The following is a 13,893-nucleotide window of genomic DNA, read 5'->3' as shown; positions in this document are numbered from 1 at the left end:
AAGATACCGGCGCGCCCGCAGCGGGGCGCGCCGGATCCGGGCGGAAGGGCCTCAGTTGCTCAGCGCAAAGGTTTCCAGCTTGGCCGCATTGTCGCCATTGATCAGCACGCAATCCATCAGCTGCTTTTCATCGACCCCGGTCGAGCCGGTCTTGATGTATTGATCGGCCTGGGTCACCGCCATCTGCGCCTGATCATAGGCAGGCTGCAGCACGGTGGCCTTGATGCCGCCCTTCTGGATCGAGTCGCGCACGTCGTTCGAGCCGTCAAAGCCGACCACGATCACATCCTTGCGGCCCGCCGCCTCAAGCGCCGCATAGGCGCCCATCGCCATCGTGTCATTGCCCGAAATCACGCCCATGATGTCAGGATGCGCCTGCAGAATGGATTCCATCACCGTATAGGCCTCGGTCTGCGACCAGTTGGCGGTCTGCTGCGCCACCATCTCGAGATCCGGATACTGGCCGATCACATCGTGATAGCCCGAGGAACGGATCCCGGCGTTGGTGTCGGATTCCTTGCCCAAAAGCTCGGCAAATTTGCCCTTTTCGCCCATCAGTTTGACGAATTCTTCCGCCCCGAGTTGCGCGCCCTGATAATTGTTCGAGACGATCTGGCTGACAGCAACGCCGCTCGCGGTGATCTCACGGTCGATCAGGAAGGACGGGATGCCCGCATCCTTGGCCTTTTGCACGGCCGCCACCGAAGCATCCGCCCCGGCATTGTCCAGAATGATCGCCTTCACACCGGCAGCAATCGCGCTGTCAAAAAGCTCGGATTGTTTGTTGGCATCATCATCATGCACCAGCACCATGGTGTCATAGCCCAGCTCTTTCGCCTTGGCCGCCGCGCCATCGGCCTCGGCCTTGAAGAACGGGTTGTCATGGCTGGGCGTGATGATGGCGATGGTGTCGGCGGCAGATGCCAGACCCGGCAGCGCGCCGGTCATCGTCAGCGCCAGGGCAGACAGCAGCAAGCGCCGCTTCAAATGAACGGATTTCAGATTCATGGGATCCTCCCTCAACATGGCCCCCGGGGTTGGGGGCCGCTCCTCCGGTTCCGTTTGTGACGATTATCCACGATTCGTGTCAATGTTTCTTTTCGATTGATGACGTTTTTTGACAAAACGCAAATGCATGACGCTCAGATCAGGATGGGCCCACACACCTCAAACCTGAATTATTCGTATAATTATCAGATATATGCGGCTGAATTTCGGATATTCTCGACCCGCAGGCCGCGCAAGGCACTTGCCGGAGAAATCAAAATTCGATAGCAATCGAAAGTAAGCGAAAGGCGAGAGAGTCGACAGCACGCCAAACGGCCCCGTCGACCGCCGCCCGTGCTGCGACCGCTCTGGGAGGATGCGATGACATTGACGATACGCCGCAAGATCACGCTGGGTGTGGTGATCGGAAGCCGGGCGTTTTTCAGCCCCGCCCCCTGCCGCGAGGCCCGCGATCAGGTGCTGGCGCAGCTGGAGGCCTTGGGCTATGGCGCGATCACCCTGCCGTTCGAGGCGACAGCCAATGGCGCAGTGCAAAGCCTTGCGGATGCTGATCTTTATGCCGCGCATTTCCGCGCCCATGCCGATCAGATCGACGGGCTCGTCATCTGCCTGCCGAATTTCGGCGATGAGATTGCCGTGGCCGAACTGGTGCAGCGCGCCGGACTGAAAGTGCCGGTGCTGTTGCAGGCGAGCAATGACAGCCTCGACAAGGTTGATGTGCATTCGCGCCGCGACGCTTTTTGCGGCAAGATCTCGGTGACCAACAACTTCTGGCAATACGGCATCCCCTTCACCGAAACCACCAGCCACACCTGCGATGTGGACAGCGCCGAATTCGGCGCGGATCTTGAACGTTTCGGCCGCCTCTGCCGCACGGTGCGGGGGCTGCGCGGCGCGCGGATCGGGGCGATTGGCGCGCGGACCGGCGCGTTCCAGACCATGCGCTATTCCGAGAAACTCTTGCAGGCCGCCGGGATCACCGTGGTGACGGTGGATCTGTCCGAAATGATGGGGGCCGCCGCCGCCATTCCCGCCGATGACCCGGATCTGGCCGCGAAAATGGCCAGGATCAAGGCTTATGGCACCATTCCCGCGCATATCACCGAAGAGCAGATCACCAAACAGGCGCGCTGGACCCTCGCCGTGAACCGCTGGATCGACGAGACCGGCTGCGATGCCTCGGCCATCCAGTGCTGGCGCAGTTTGCAAGATAATTTCGGCTGCGCCACCTGCGTCACCATGTCGATGATGGGCGAAGAGCTGATGCCCTCCGCCTGTGAGGTCGATGTGATGGGGGCAATTTCGATGTATGCGCTCGCGCTCGCTTCGGGCGCGCCGCCGGCGATTCTCGATTGGAACAACAATTACGCCGATGTGCCCGATCTTTGCGTCTGCACCCATTGCGGCAATTTCCCCCGGAGTTTCATCGGCGACACGCCGGAGATTTCGGAGCTTGATGTGCTGGGCGAGGCGATTGGCCGCTCGAAGTGCTTTGGCGCGGTCAAGGGCAAGGTGAAACCGGGGCCGATGACCTACTTCCGGCTGTCGAGCGATGACCGCGCGGGCCGGGTGAAATGCTATCTCGGGGAGGGTGAGTTTACCGATGACCCCTTCGCGATGGATGGCGGCATTGCCGTCTGCCGGGTGCCGCGCCTGCGCGAGCTGATGCGTTTTGTGACGCAGAACGGCTTTGAGCATCACGTCGCCATGGTGCGCGGCCACCACGCCGGGATCGTGAATGAGGCGGTGGTGCGTTACCTCGGCTGGCCGATCTATGACCATGACACCCCGCCCGAACCGCAGCTCTATCTGCGCAACCCATTCTGAGGCGCCCCGATGACCCGCGAGACAACCCCCGAGACCCCCTTGCCCAATGACCACATTGCCACCATCCGCGCCAAGGCGCTGTGGATGCGCCGCCGGGCGTTCCAGATGGTGCATGCGGCGCAGCTCGGCCATCCGGGCGGCGATTTTTCCGCCATCGACGTGCTGTCGGTGCTCTATTTCGGCGTGATGCAGTATGATGCGGCGCGCCCCGATTGGGCCGATCGTGACCGGTTCATCATGTCCAAGGGCCATGCCACCGGCGCGCTCTATACCGCGCTTTGTGCGGCGGGATATTTCCCCGAGGACTGGCTGACCACCTATATGCAGCCGGAATCCCGGCTGAACGGCCACCCCAACCGCAACTATCTGCCGGGGGTGGAAACCAATACCGGCCCCTTGGGGCATGGCTTTCCGGTGGCGGTGGGGATCGCGATTGCGGGCCAGATGACCGACGCGCCCTACCGCACCTTTGTGCTGACCGGCGATGGTGAGCAGCAAGAGGGCTCGAACTGGGAGGCGGCGATGACCGCGGGCCACCGGGGGCTGAACCGGCTGACGCTGATCATCGACCGCAACCGCCTGCAACAGGGGGCGGGCACCGAAGACACGATCGGCCTTGATCCCTTGGATGCCAAATACCGCGCCTTTGGCTGGGAGGTGGTCGAGCTGGACGGGCATGACCTGACGGCGCTGCATGCGGCTTTGTCCGCAGACCCGGCGACGCGGCAAAAACCGCTCTGTATCATCGCCAATACGGTCAAGGGTAAGGGCGTGTCTTTCATGGAAAATCAGGCAAGCTGGCACCACGGCGTGCCCAGCGACGCGCAATTCGCACAAGCGATGGAGGAATTGGTCTGATGGCACATGCCGCACCTCTGGCCACGGGCCATCACGATTGCCGCAACGCCTGGGTCGCCACGCTGGAGGCGCTGGCCGAAGCCGATCCGCGCATCTGCGCGGTGGTGAATGACTCGGTCGGCTCCTCAAAACTCGGCGGGTTTCAGAAAAAATTCCCCGAAAGGCTGATCAATGTCGGCATTGCCGAGCAAAACATGGTCGGCGTCAGCGCCGGTCTGGCGAATGGCGGCCGCATTCCCTTTGTCTCCGCCGCCTCCTGCTTTCTGACCGGCCGCGCGCTTGAGCAGATCAAGGCCGATATCGTATATGCGGGTTTCAACGTGAAGCTGATCGGCCAAAGCTCGGGCATTGCCTATGGCGAGCTGGGGCCGACGCATCATTCCATTGAGGATTTCGCCTGGCTCCGCGTGCTGAACGGCCTGACGGTGATTGCGCCTGCCGATCCGTGGGAAACCGCAGAGGCGGTGAAATGGGCCGCCGCGCATGAGGGGCCGGTCTATATCCGCCTGTCGCGGATGCCGGTGCCCGATCTTGACGTGCCGAACCGCGTGTTCCGACCGGGTTTTGCCGAGGTGCTGCATGCGGGCAGCGACCTCGCGATCATCGCCAATGGCACCACGGCGCATCTGGCGTTGGCGGCGGCGCAGGGACTTGCGGCGGCGGGCATTTCTGCGCGCGTCCTGAACATGGCAACGCTCAACCCCTTGGATGAGGCGGCGGTGCTGGCGGCGGCGGAAACCGGCGCCATCGTCACGGTCGAGGAAGCCTCGGTCCGCGGCGGTTTGGGCGGCGCGGTGGCCGAGCTGACCTCGGCGCATCAGCCGGTGCCGGTGGAGCGGGTGGGCTTCCCGGGCTTTGTGCCCACGGGGTCGGTGGATTATCTCTTTGAAAAATTTGGCCTCAGCGTGGCGGGCATCACGGCCGCAGCCCGGCGGGCCCTGGCGAGGAAGCGGTAATGACCCCGCCCCGTATTCTGGCGATTGATCAGGGCACGACGAATTCAAAGGCGATATTGGTCGGGGCGGAGGGGCAGATCCACGCCCGCGCAGCGGCGCCGATGCAGAGCAGCTATCCGCAGCCCGGCTGGGCCGAGCAATCCGCCGAAGAGATCTGGGCCTCGGTGCAAAGCGCCATCGCCGAGATCGTCGCGCAGGCGGGGGCAGAGGGGATCGCGGGCATCGCCATCGCCAATCAGCGCGAAACACTGGTGGTTTGGGATGCGGCGACAGGCGCAGCGCTCTGCCCCGCCATTCTCTGGCAATGCCGCCGCACCAGCGCCCGGGTGGCAGATCTGCGCGCGGCAGGCGCCGAGCCTGCGGTGCTGGCGGCAACCGGGCTGGGGCTGAACCCTTTGTTCCCGGCCGCCAAACTGGCCTGGGTGCTGGAGACTGTCCCCGCCGCCCGCGCGGCCTCTGAGCGGGGCACCCTGCGGGCGGGCACGGTGGATGCCTGGCTTTTGTGGCGGCTGACCGGGGGCGCGCGCTTTGCCACCGACCATTCCAACGCCGCGCGCACGCAGTTGTTTGACACAAGCACCCTGTGCTGGAGCCCTGACCTGGCCGCCATCTTCGGCGTGCCGCTGGATTGCCTGCCGACGCCCTGCGCCTCGGATGCCGATTTTGGCAGCACAGTGGCAGGGGTGACGGCACTGCCCGCGGGCCTTCCGATCCGTGCGATGATCGGCGACAGCCATGCCGCGCTCTTTGGTCACGGCATCCGCGCGCCGGGCACGGTCAAGGCAACCTATGGCACCGGCTCTTCGCTCATGATGTTGGTGCCCGCGCGCCTCGCCTCGCAGCATGGCCTCTCGGGCACCATCGCTTGGACGCAAGGCGGCGTGACCACCTATGCGCTGGAGGGGAACATCACCGTTTCGGCGCAGGCGGCGGCCTTCATGGCACAGCTCCTCGGCGTGGCGGATGCTGCCGCCCTTTCGGCGCTGGCGCAAAGCGTGACGGACAGTGGCGGCGTTGCCTTTGTGCCCGCGCTGGCCGGACTGGGGGCACCGCATTGGGATGACGCGGCAACGGGCACGATCACCGGCATGACCCATGCCACGCGCCCCGCGCATCTGGCCCGGGCGACACTGGAAGCGATCGCGCTGCAAATCGCCGATGTCTTCAGCGCGATGGGCCGCGACGCCGGACAGATGCCAGAGGGGCTGCGGGCGGATGGCGGCGCCTCGGGCAATGATTTCCTGATGCAGTTGCAGGCCGATCTTCTGGGCTGCCCGGTTCAGCGTGCAGAAGTGGAAGAGGTCGGGGCACTCGGGGCCGCAGCGCTGGCCTTTGCGGCCCTCGGCCTTGAGTGCGGGACGACCGGCGCGCCACAGGGCGCGGCGTTCCTGCCCCGGCGTGAGCGCGCGGATGCCATGCAGGATCTTCGCCAGAACTGGGAACATGCGGTGCGCAAAGCGCGGCTGTGACCCTCGCGACGGCGCGCCTCGCACCCCCGGGCACCAACCAGCGGGTTGCGCCTGCCGTCGGAGAGCCCGGCCTGACGGGAACATGATAAGGGCATGATGTGGCCATGAGGCGCCGCAGCGGATCGGAGCAACCCGAACCGCTGCGCCCGGTTTCGTGGTCCGTGCGCCCCCGCCGCCCGCGTCCGCACGCGGCAACAGACCCGCATATTGCCTGACCGCCGGGGCACCCCGCCCCCACCGTATCCGGTAGTTTGGGGCCGTGCGGGCGCAATTCATGCGGGATCTTTAGACCACCAAATAGGATTGAGGTTGTGCAGCGCTCGGACTCCGGGTCCGGGACCTGCTCGCGCGGGCCACACGAATCACAACCACAACGGGCAGAGCCGCATGCGCTGACACGCGCACGGGGCAGGCACGGCACCCCTGGGGTTGCTCCTCCGGGCAGCCTGCCAGACAGGGCGCCGATCCCGGCGAAGAACCGCCATAAACTTTTGCCATAAGGCCCGTTTGAAGCCCCGGATCCGCATCTATCCGAGGGCAGAAAGACGCGGCCGCCCGGGCGCCTGAACGGCGCTCTGGCGCCTCCCTGCCGATCTGTTGGCGTGAAACCGCGCAGCGGGCCTTTTGGTGGGGTTTGCCGGACGGCGGTGAATGCGCAAGTACTTTCGCAGCAGGGTCAGACGGTGTCGTCAGACCACAGGTTCGAACCGCATCGCGCCACAAAATCACAACAAGGCCCATTGCGATCAAGGAGTGTACAGGATGAACTTTCGACGATGGCCACGCACCGATGTGGGCACAGTGCTGTTGCATTGGGTCACTGTCGCCGCAATCGTCGTGCTCATGCAGACGGGCCTGCGTTTCACCAGTGACGATGTCCATTATCTCTGGCTGCGCGACTTCGATGCCTACCTCGGGTCGGAAACCCTGTGGGAGCGCCATCTGATTGCGGCGGGCGTGCTGACTTTGGCCGCCGTTGCCTATGCCCTGTACATGTCAAAAGCGCGGCTGTGGGACCGGATCCGCCTGAATGGCGCCCGGCTGCAAGGGCTGTTCGGCACCGCGAAGATGTGCTGGTCTTGCATCAATGTCCTGCTGTACTGGGCGTTTTTCATCGCCGTGCTGGGAGCCTGCGCCACCGGCTGGCTGGCCTATTACGACCTGGGCGGCCCGCTCTTGCCGCTGCACCGCCTGTGCACCTGGGTCATTCTGGCCTTCCCGGTCCTGCATCTGCTGGCGCTTTTGCGGCTGGCGGGGGTTCCGCATCTGTTGCGCATCTTCCGCCCCAAACGGGTCGAGCCTGCGGCGGATGAGATCGACCTTGCCCATATCGTCTCTGACCTTCTGGCCGAAAAGCGCGCGGCGGAACGCCGGGCGCGTAGCGGCGCCTCTGCGAGCGCCAATCCCGCCGCCAAACCCCGGCAATCCCCCTGAGCGAGAGTCTGTCAATGTCTGTACTTCGAACCCACCCGCTCAGTTCTGCCCTGATGGGCAGCGTGGTGGCCCTTGGCGCCCTGCTCGCGGTGAATTGGTATCTGTGCCCGCATCTGATCGTGCCCGCGATCAGTGCGGTCGACGCACCGAAACTGGACGGTGACATCTCGGATGCGGCCTGGAGCGCCGCCGTGCCGGTGACGGTGCTCACCCGGCATGGCGGTGATTTTGGCGGCAGCGGGGAGAGCAAGATCACCGTCCGGGCGGTGCATGACAGCCAGAACATCTATCTGGCGCTGGATTGGGAGGATCCCACCCGCTCGCTGGAATATCTGCCTTTGTTCAAAAACGGCGGGGCCTGGCGCAGCGTCCAGACCGACAACCAATCCGCGAGCGAGCCTTATTTCTTTGATGACCGCATTGCGGTGATGCTGGCCGAGCCGGGCCTGCCCCTGATCGGTGGCGCGATTCACCTCGGGAAAAAGCCCCTGCCCGAAGCGCCCGGTTCAACCACCGGCCGCGGTCTGCACTACACCGATCCCGGCAAGATGGTTGATCTGTGGATCTGGCATGCCGCGCTCGGGGCGCAGACCGCGCGGGTCGAGGATGCCTATCTCGGGCCGCCATTGCCGTTCACCGCGGCACAGATGGCGGGAAAGACCCGGTACTTTGGCGGCATCAGCGAAGACGATCCCACCCATCCGCTGACGCAGGTGAATTTCATCCCCGCCCCCGGTGCGCAGGATGGCGCGGTGCAACCGCTGAACCTGCCGCGGTACAAGACCGCCGCCGTGGATGACATCAAATCAGACGCAGGGCTGAGCGATCCGCTTGACCACGAAAAGCTCTGGGCGCTGCAGGCCTCCGCCGCGGTTCCCTATTCGGCACAGGCCGATGCCGCGCTGGCCGATGGCAGCGTCATTCCCGGCGTGATGGTGGACGATGCGGGCCCCGTGGGGCCGCATGACACGCTGGCGCGCGGCGCCTGGTCCGGGGGCCATTGGATTCTCGAGATCAAACGCAGCCTCGCGCCCGGCGACAAGGACCTCGCCTTCAAGGACGGCATCATGCTGTGGTTTGCCGCCTTCGACCATTCGCAAAGCCGCCACAGCTATCACCTTCGACCCCTCATCGTGGAGATGCCCTAATGCCGAGAACATTCACCGTTGCTGTCCGGGATCAGAAATTCACCGTCGCCGCCGGGGACCGCCTGCTGGATGCCGCCCTGAAGAACGGGGTGGAACTGCCGCATGATTGCCGCGCCGGCCAATGCGGCGCCTGCACGCTGGAACTGACGCGGGGGATCACCCTCGGCGGAGAGGCGGGATGCGGCAATATCCTGGCCTGTCAGGCGCGCGTGTTCTCGGATCTTGAGGTCACCCCGCATGATGCGCCCGAAACCGTGCTGCAAAACGCGGTGATCGAAGACATTCGCGACCTTGCCGCCGATGTGGTCAAGGTGATCGTGCGCCCGCGCAGGCCGGTGCACTGGCTGCCGGGGCAATACATGAAGCTGCAGTTTCGCGGCTATCCCGCCCGCAGTTTCAGCCCGACCGCCGGGCTGACCGACGGCACCGTTGACGAGCGGTTGATCTTTCACATCAAAAAGGTCCGTGACGGGCTGGTGACGCCGAAGCTCGGGGCCGAGATTGCGGTCGGCAGCAAGCTGAAGGTGGAGGGGCCGTTTGGCCATTCCTTCCTGCGCGATGACCATCCCGGCCGCATCATCCTCTTGGGCAGCGGCACCGGCTTTGCCCCGATCTGGGCGATTGCCGCGGCCGCGCAACGCCGCGACCGGCAGCGGCCCATTCACCTGATTTGCGGCGCCAAGGATGCGCATGCCTTTTACATGGACACCGCCCTGCGCAAGGCCGCCCGCCATGAAGGCACTTCGGTTCAGGTGGTGCTGGAAAGCCTGCACCCGCCCCTGCCCGACGTGCATATCGGCACGCCCGCCGACCACATGCCCGTGCTGACCGCCGAAGACACGGTTTTTGCGGCGGGCGGCCCCCGGATGGTCGAGCGCGCGCGGGTGCAGGCAGAGGCGGCGGGCGCCCGTTTTTACGCCGATCCGTTTTCCCCCGCCCCGCAGCCGGACCGGGCCCCTGCCTACGGGCTGGCGCGCCTGACCCGCGCCTTTGGCCGCGCGCGCTGACCTATCAGCCCTCGCCGGACCCTGTCGGCGGCGCACCCACGATGTTGCGCCGCAAGAGCGCAAGGATCTGCTCGGCGTCATAGCCAAGTTCGGTCGCCAAAATCGCACAGCTGTCCTCGCCCAGAAGCGAGGGCGGCCGGGCGGGGGCCGGTCCCTGCCCGTCAAACAGGATCGGGCTGCGCACCATTTTCAGGTCACCCACCTGCGGATGTGTCACCGTCTCGATCAGCCCATGCGCCAGAACATGCGGTTGGGTAAGCGCCTCGGCCACGCTCAGGATCGGGGCATTCGGCACGTCAAACTCCGACAGCCGGTCAAGCCAGAATGCCGTGCTCTCCTGCTGCATCCTGCCGCAAATCAGATGTTCCAGCGCTTCGCGATGCTCCAAACGGTGCTGATAAAGGGCGAACCGCGGGTCTTCGATCAAGCCGGGCAAATCGAGACAACGGGCGAAATTGTGGAAAAACCGCTCGGTCAGGCAGGCCACGATGACATGCCCGTCCGCGGTGGGAAACGAGCCATAGGGCACGATGCTGGGATGGCGTGTGCCCACCGGCGCCGGATCTTTGCCCGAAACGAAATAGATCTGCGACAAATATCCCTGCATCGCAATCAGACTGTCGAGCATGGCAATTTCAACATGCCGCCCCTGCCCGGTTTGATTGCGCTCATGCAATGCCGCCAGAATGCCAAAGACCGAGAAGATGCTGCCCGCCAGATCCCCAAGCGGTATGCTCAGCTTGTTCGGCGACTGGTCGGGTTCACGGTTCATGTGCATGACGCCGGACAGGGCTTGCGCGACAATATCAAAGGCCGGTTTGTCACCATGCGGGCTGTTCTTGCCAAATCCGCTGATCGAGCCGTAAATCAACCGCGGGTTTTCCGCCTTCAGCGCCTCATAGCCCAGCCCAAGCCGGTCCATCACCCCGGGCCGGAAATTCTCCAGCACGATATCGCTTTTCTGCGCAAGCTGCCGTGCAATGGCGGCACCTTCGGGCGCTTTCAAATCGAGGCTTATGCTCTTTTTGCTGCGGTTCAGCGAAATATAATAATGGCTCATTCCCGCCTGAAAGGGCGGAAACTTCCGCGTCTCATCGCCGATCTCAATCGGCTCGACCTTGATCACCTCGGCGCCAAGATCGGCCAACACCATGCTGCCATAGGGGCCCGACAAAATCCTCGAAAAATCAAGAACCTTCACCCCGGACAATGGCCCCGGCCGCGGATCTTGCGCCGGAGCATTCTTCACCTCATCCTGCATTTTTCGACACTTTCATCACTGCGGTGGCGGTGGCCACCAGAACCTCGCCGCAGGCAATCTCGGCATCGGCAAAAATCAGACTGCGGGCAACATGCCGCAATGAAGCACGGGCCCGCAGAAAATCTCCTGCGGTTGCTGCACCAATGAAACGGACATCCATTTGGACGGTCACCACCGGTTGTTGCCCGACCGCTTTCCATGCCTCAATCGCAATCACCTGATCCAAAAGCGTGGCAATGACCCCGCCATGCACGCAGCCAATGCGGTTTTGATGCGTTGCATCTGTCTGCAAACCGTATTCAGGCGCGCCCGAAACATCGCGCCGACGCATCAGCGGGCCGATATGCGCCATGAAGCCATCCAGCTTCATGCTCTGCCAGTCCGATGGCACTGCATCCACAGTCATCACGCCCCCGCCCCCTCAGATCTGCGTTTCTTCCACGTCGTCCCGCATCTGCTGCAACGCCGCCGCAATTTTGGTGATTTTGGTGTCGGACAGCCGCTCCGAAATACCAATCGCCACCAGCGAGCGTTTCATCTTGCGGTTGCTGCCAAATATCGGCACCGCCACCACCGTCACCCCTGAAATATAGACGCCCTTGTCGATGGCAAAGCCTTGCTCGCGGGCCTGATCCACCTGGCCGCACCAGTCGTCGAAACGCGGCGGGTGATCCCATTTCAGCTTGGCAAACTCGGCCTGCAGGGTGGCGGTATCGAGGCTGTTGTAGGCCGCAAAAAGCCGCCCCGTCGCACTGATCAGCGCCGGAAACCGGCTGCCAAGATCCACCTGCAGCCGGAACGGCATGCTGGATTGCGACAGGGCAACCACCACCATCTGGCCGGGCTCAGACAATTGCGTGGCGATGCTGGTGACCCCGAATTCCTGCGACAAGGCCGACAGCCGCGGCTGCACCAGGCTCGAGAAGGAGTTGCGCTGCATCGCCGCACGGGCGAGCGGCAGAATGCCGATGCCGATCGTGTAGCGTTTGGTGGTCGTATCGAAATCCACCAGCCCCTCATCTTGCAGGATTCGCAGGATGTGCAGGCAGGTGCTCGGCACCAATTCCAGACCCCGCGCAATCTGATTCACCCCGACAGGTTCGGGCGCCCGCGCCAGCAACCGCAGAATGGCAAGGGCGCGCGTCACCGCCGGAACCTGCCGTTTAGTCGTTGTTTTGCTGTCTTCTTCCAACATCGGCTCCCCTCAATCCATGTCATTTCATTGTACAGATACAATAAATGAATCATATTGACAATACTTCACATCGATCCTTACCCTTGTCAACGAAGCTGACGGCCCTCTGCGCTGTACGGTGGCGAGGTTGGGGAGGCGAGGTTGGGGAGGCAATGGCGCATGGCGCGACTGACGGAATTCACGTCCTATGCGGACGCACAGCGGCACTATTCAAAAGAGGCGCTCTGGGCCTTGTTCGACGGCACCCGCGAGCGGTTCAACATTGCCCATGAATGTGTGGACCGGCACGTCAACGGCCCCAATGTGGCCCTGCGGGTTGCCCATGCGGAGGGCGCGGATGAGGTCATCACCTTTGCCGAACTCTCGCGCCGCTCCTCGCAGATTGCGCATTTCCTGACCACTCAAGGCATCCGCAAGGGAGAGCGCGTCGCGGTGATGATCGAACCGTCGCTGGCTTTCTATTGCGCCATCTTCGGCATCATCAAATCCGGCGCGGTGGCGGTGCCGATGTTCTCGCTCTTCGGGCCTGAGGGGATCGCGCTGCGGGTCGGCGATTGCCAACCGGCGATGTTCTTCACCAATGCCGAGAAAGCGGCCGATGCGGCTGCGGGCGGTGCCCGGAATGTCACCATTGTCGATCAGGCGTTTCTGGACGGGCTGAACGACTTGCCCGCGCATTTCGACTGGCAGACCTCGGGCAGCGACCTTGCGGTGCTGCAATATACCTCGGGCACCACGCGGCAACTGCCCGCGGCGGTTCACCACAATCACCAATCCATCGTCACGCTGATGGTGGCCGCGCTCTATGCCACCGGCATCCGCCCCGGCGACCGGTTCTTTTGCCCCTCCTCCCCCGCCTGGGGGCACGGGCTTTGGCACGGCACGCTGGCGCCTTTGGCTCTGGGCGTTTCGACCGGCACTTTCAGCGGCCGCTTCGATCCGGTGCGGCTGTTGCGCGCCCTGCAGGATTTCCGCATCACCAACCTGACGGCGGCCGCCACCCATTACCGGATGATGCGCAACGCCGGCGTGGCCGGGGAATACAGCTTCTGTTTCGACAAGCTCAGCTTTACCGGCGAGCCGATCGATACCGAAACCGCGCAATATGTGGAGCGGGTGTTTGGCACCAAGGTCCGCTCGATGTACGGCACCACCGAAATCGGGGTGATCATCGCCAACTATCCCGGTGCGGAAGATCTTGAAGTGCGCGATGGCGCGATGGGCAAAGCGGTGCCGGGGGTTGAGGTCGAGGTGCAACTCCCCGACGGCACGCCCGCGAAACCCGGCGAAACCGGCGAGTTGATGGTGAAGAAACGCGGGGAATGGTTCCCGACCAAGGACCTCGGCCGGGTCGATGCGGATGGCTATTTCTACCACGGCGGCCGCGCCGATGACGTGATCATCTCGGCGGGCTGGACCATCGGCGCGGTGGAGGTTGAGGATGCCATTCTGCGCCACCCCGATGTGGCCGAATGTGCCGCCATCGGCGTGCCCGATGCGCTGCGGGGGCAAGTGGTCAAAGCCTTCATCATCCTGAAATCCGCCCCGCGGGACGGATTGAGCGATGAGATTCAGGACCTCGTGCGCACCAAGCTCAGCCGCCACGAATACCCCCGTCAGATCGAATTCGTCACCAGCCTGCCGAAGACCCCGGCGGGCAAGGTGAACCGGAAAATCCTGCGCGATCAGGAAGCTCAGAACCGGGTGGCGGTCGAATAGCCGCCCTCGGA

At 63.8% G+C, this 13,893-nt stretch carries 12 protein-coding genes; 8 read left to right on the top strand and 4 right to left on the bottom strand.

Annotation, left to right across the window (positions count from 1 at the left end):
• Positions 1–51 precede the first annotated feature (51 nt).
• Positions 52–1,008, bottom strand: coding sequence for a D-ribose ABC transporter substrate-binding protein (locus tag ACEN2S_RS14645; RefSeq protein WP_441867012.1), 957 nt, complete (start codon positions 1,006–1,008; stop codon positions 52–54).
• Positions 1,009–1,368: 360 nt separating this feature from the next.
• Here ACEN2S_RS14645 and ACEN2S_RS14640 point away from each other — a divergent pair, with 360 nt between their 5' ends.
• From ACEN2S_RS14640 to ACEN2S_RS14610, 7 genes are all read left to right on the top strand, one after another.
• Positions 1,369–2,835: an L-fucose/L-arabinose isomerase family protein gene (locus tag ACEN2S_RS14640; protein ID WP_441867009.1), complete on the top strand. Its 1,467-nt coding sequence runs from the start codon at positions 1,369–1,371 to the stop codon at positions 2,833–2,835.
• A 9-nt stretch (positions 2,836–2,844) separates the two neighbouring features.
• Positions 2,845–3,693 (top strand): transketolase, encoded by an 849-nt coding sequence (locus ACEN2S_RS14635; protein WP_441867006.1) that lies wholly within the window; start codon positions 2,845–2,847, stop codon positions 3,691–3,693.
• On the top strand, positions 3,693–4,649 hold the full coding sequence (locus ACEN2S_RS14630) for a transketolase family protein (protein ID WP_441867003.1): 957 nt from the start codon (positions 3,693–3,695) through the stop codon (positions 4,647–4,649). Before ACEN2S_RS14635 ends, ACEN2S_RS14630 begins: the two co-directional genes overlap by 1 nt.
• Positions 4,649–6,118, top strand: a complete 1,470-nt coding sequence (locus ACEN2S_RS14625; RefSeq protein ID WP_441867000.1) for an FGGY family carbohydrate kinase — start codon at positions 4,649–4,651, stop codon at positions 6,116–6,118. The genes ACEN2S_RS14630 and ACEN2S_RS14625 overlap by 1 nt, the downstream gene beginning before the upstream one ends.
• Before the next feature lie 762 nt (positions 6,119–6,880).
• A complete protein-coding gene (locus ACEN2S_RS14620; protein WP_441866997.1) occupies positions 6,881–7,552 on the top strand; it encodes a cytochrome b/b6 domain-containing protein in 672 nt (223 codons plus the stop codon).
• A gap of 14 nt (positions 7,553–7,566) precedes the next feature.
• The gene (locus tag ACEN2S_RS14615; RefSeq protein WP_441866994.1) at positions 7,567–8,700 is read left to right on the top strand and encodes an ethylbenzene dehydrogenase-related protein; all 1,134 of its coding nucleotides are present in this window, start codon (positions 7,567–7,569) and stop codon (positions 8,698–8,700) included.
• On the top strand, positions 8,700–9,707 hold the full coding sequence (locus ACEN2S_RS14610; protein WP_441866991.1) for a 2Fe-2S iron-sulfur cluster-binding protein: 1,008 nt from the start codon (positions 8,700–8,702) through the stop codon (positions 9,705–9,707). Before ACEN2S_RS14615 ends, ACEN2S_RS14610 begins: the two co-directional genes overlap by 1 nt.
• Before the next feature lie 4 nt (positions 9,708–9,711).
• On the opposite strand, the gene ACEN2S_RS14605 is transcribed toward ACEN2S_RS14610, so the two are convergent.
• From ACEN2S_RS14605 to ACEN2S_RS14595, 3 genes are read right to left on the bottom strand one after another with little or no spacing between them, the layout of a single operon-like run.
• Positions 9,712–10,968 (bottom strand): CaiB/BaiF CoA transferase family protein, encoded by a 1,257-nt coding sequence (locus tag ACEN2S_RS14605; RefSeq protein WP_441866988.1) that lies wholly within the window; start codon positions 10,966–10,968, stop codon positions 9,712–9,714.
• The gene (locus ACEN2S_RS14600) at positions 10,958–11,338 is read right to left on the bottom strand and encodes a PaaI family thioesterase (protein ID WP_441866986.1); all 381 of its coding nucleotides are present in this window, start codon (positions 11,336–11,338) and stop codon (positions 10,958–10,960) included. The genes ACEN2S_RS14605 and ACEN2S_RS14600 overlap by 11 nt, the downstream gene beginning before the upstream one ends.
• Before the next feature lie 51 nt (positions 11,339–11,389).
• Positions 11,390–12,115 (bottom strand): IclR family transcriptional regulator, encoded by a 726-nt coding sequence (locus tag ACEN2S_RS14595; protein ID WP_441866983.1) that lies wholly within the window; start codon positions 12,113–12,115, stop codon positions 11,390–11,392.
• A 207-nt stretch (positions 12,116–12,322) separates the two neighbouring features.
• Between ACEN2S_RS14595 and ACEN2S_RS14590 the strand changes: the two genes are divergently transcribed.
• Positions 12,323–13,882, top strand: coding sequence for an acyl-CoA synthetase (locus ACEN2S_RS14590; protein WP_441866981.1), 1,560 nt, complete (start codon positions 12,323–12,325; stop codon positions 13,880–13,882).
• Positions 13,883–13,893 lie beyond the last annotated feature (11 nt).

It is taken from the genome of Phaeovulum sp. W22_SRMD_FR3, assembly GCF_052113705.1.
Classification (GTDB): domain Bacteria; phylum Pseudomonadota; class Alphaproteobacteria; order Rhodobacterales; family Rhodobacteraceae; genus JBGQOG01.
This window is presented reverse-complemented; position numbering and strand designations above follow the sequence as displayed.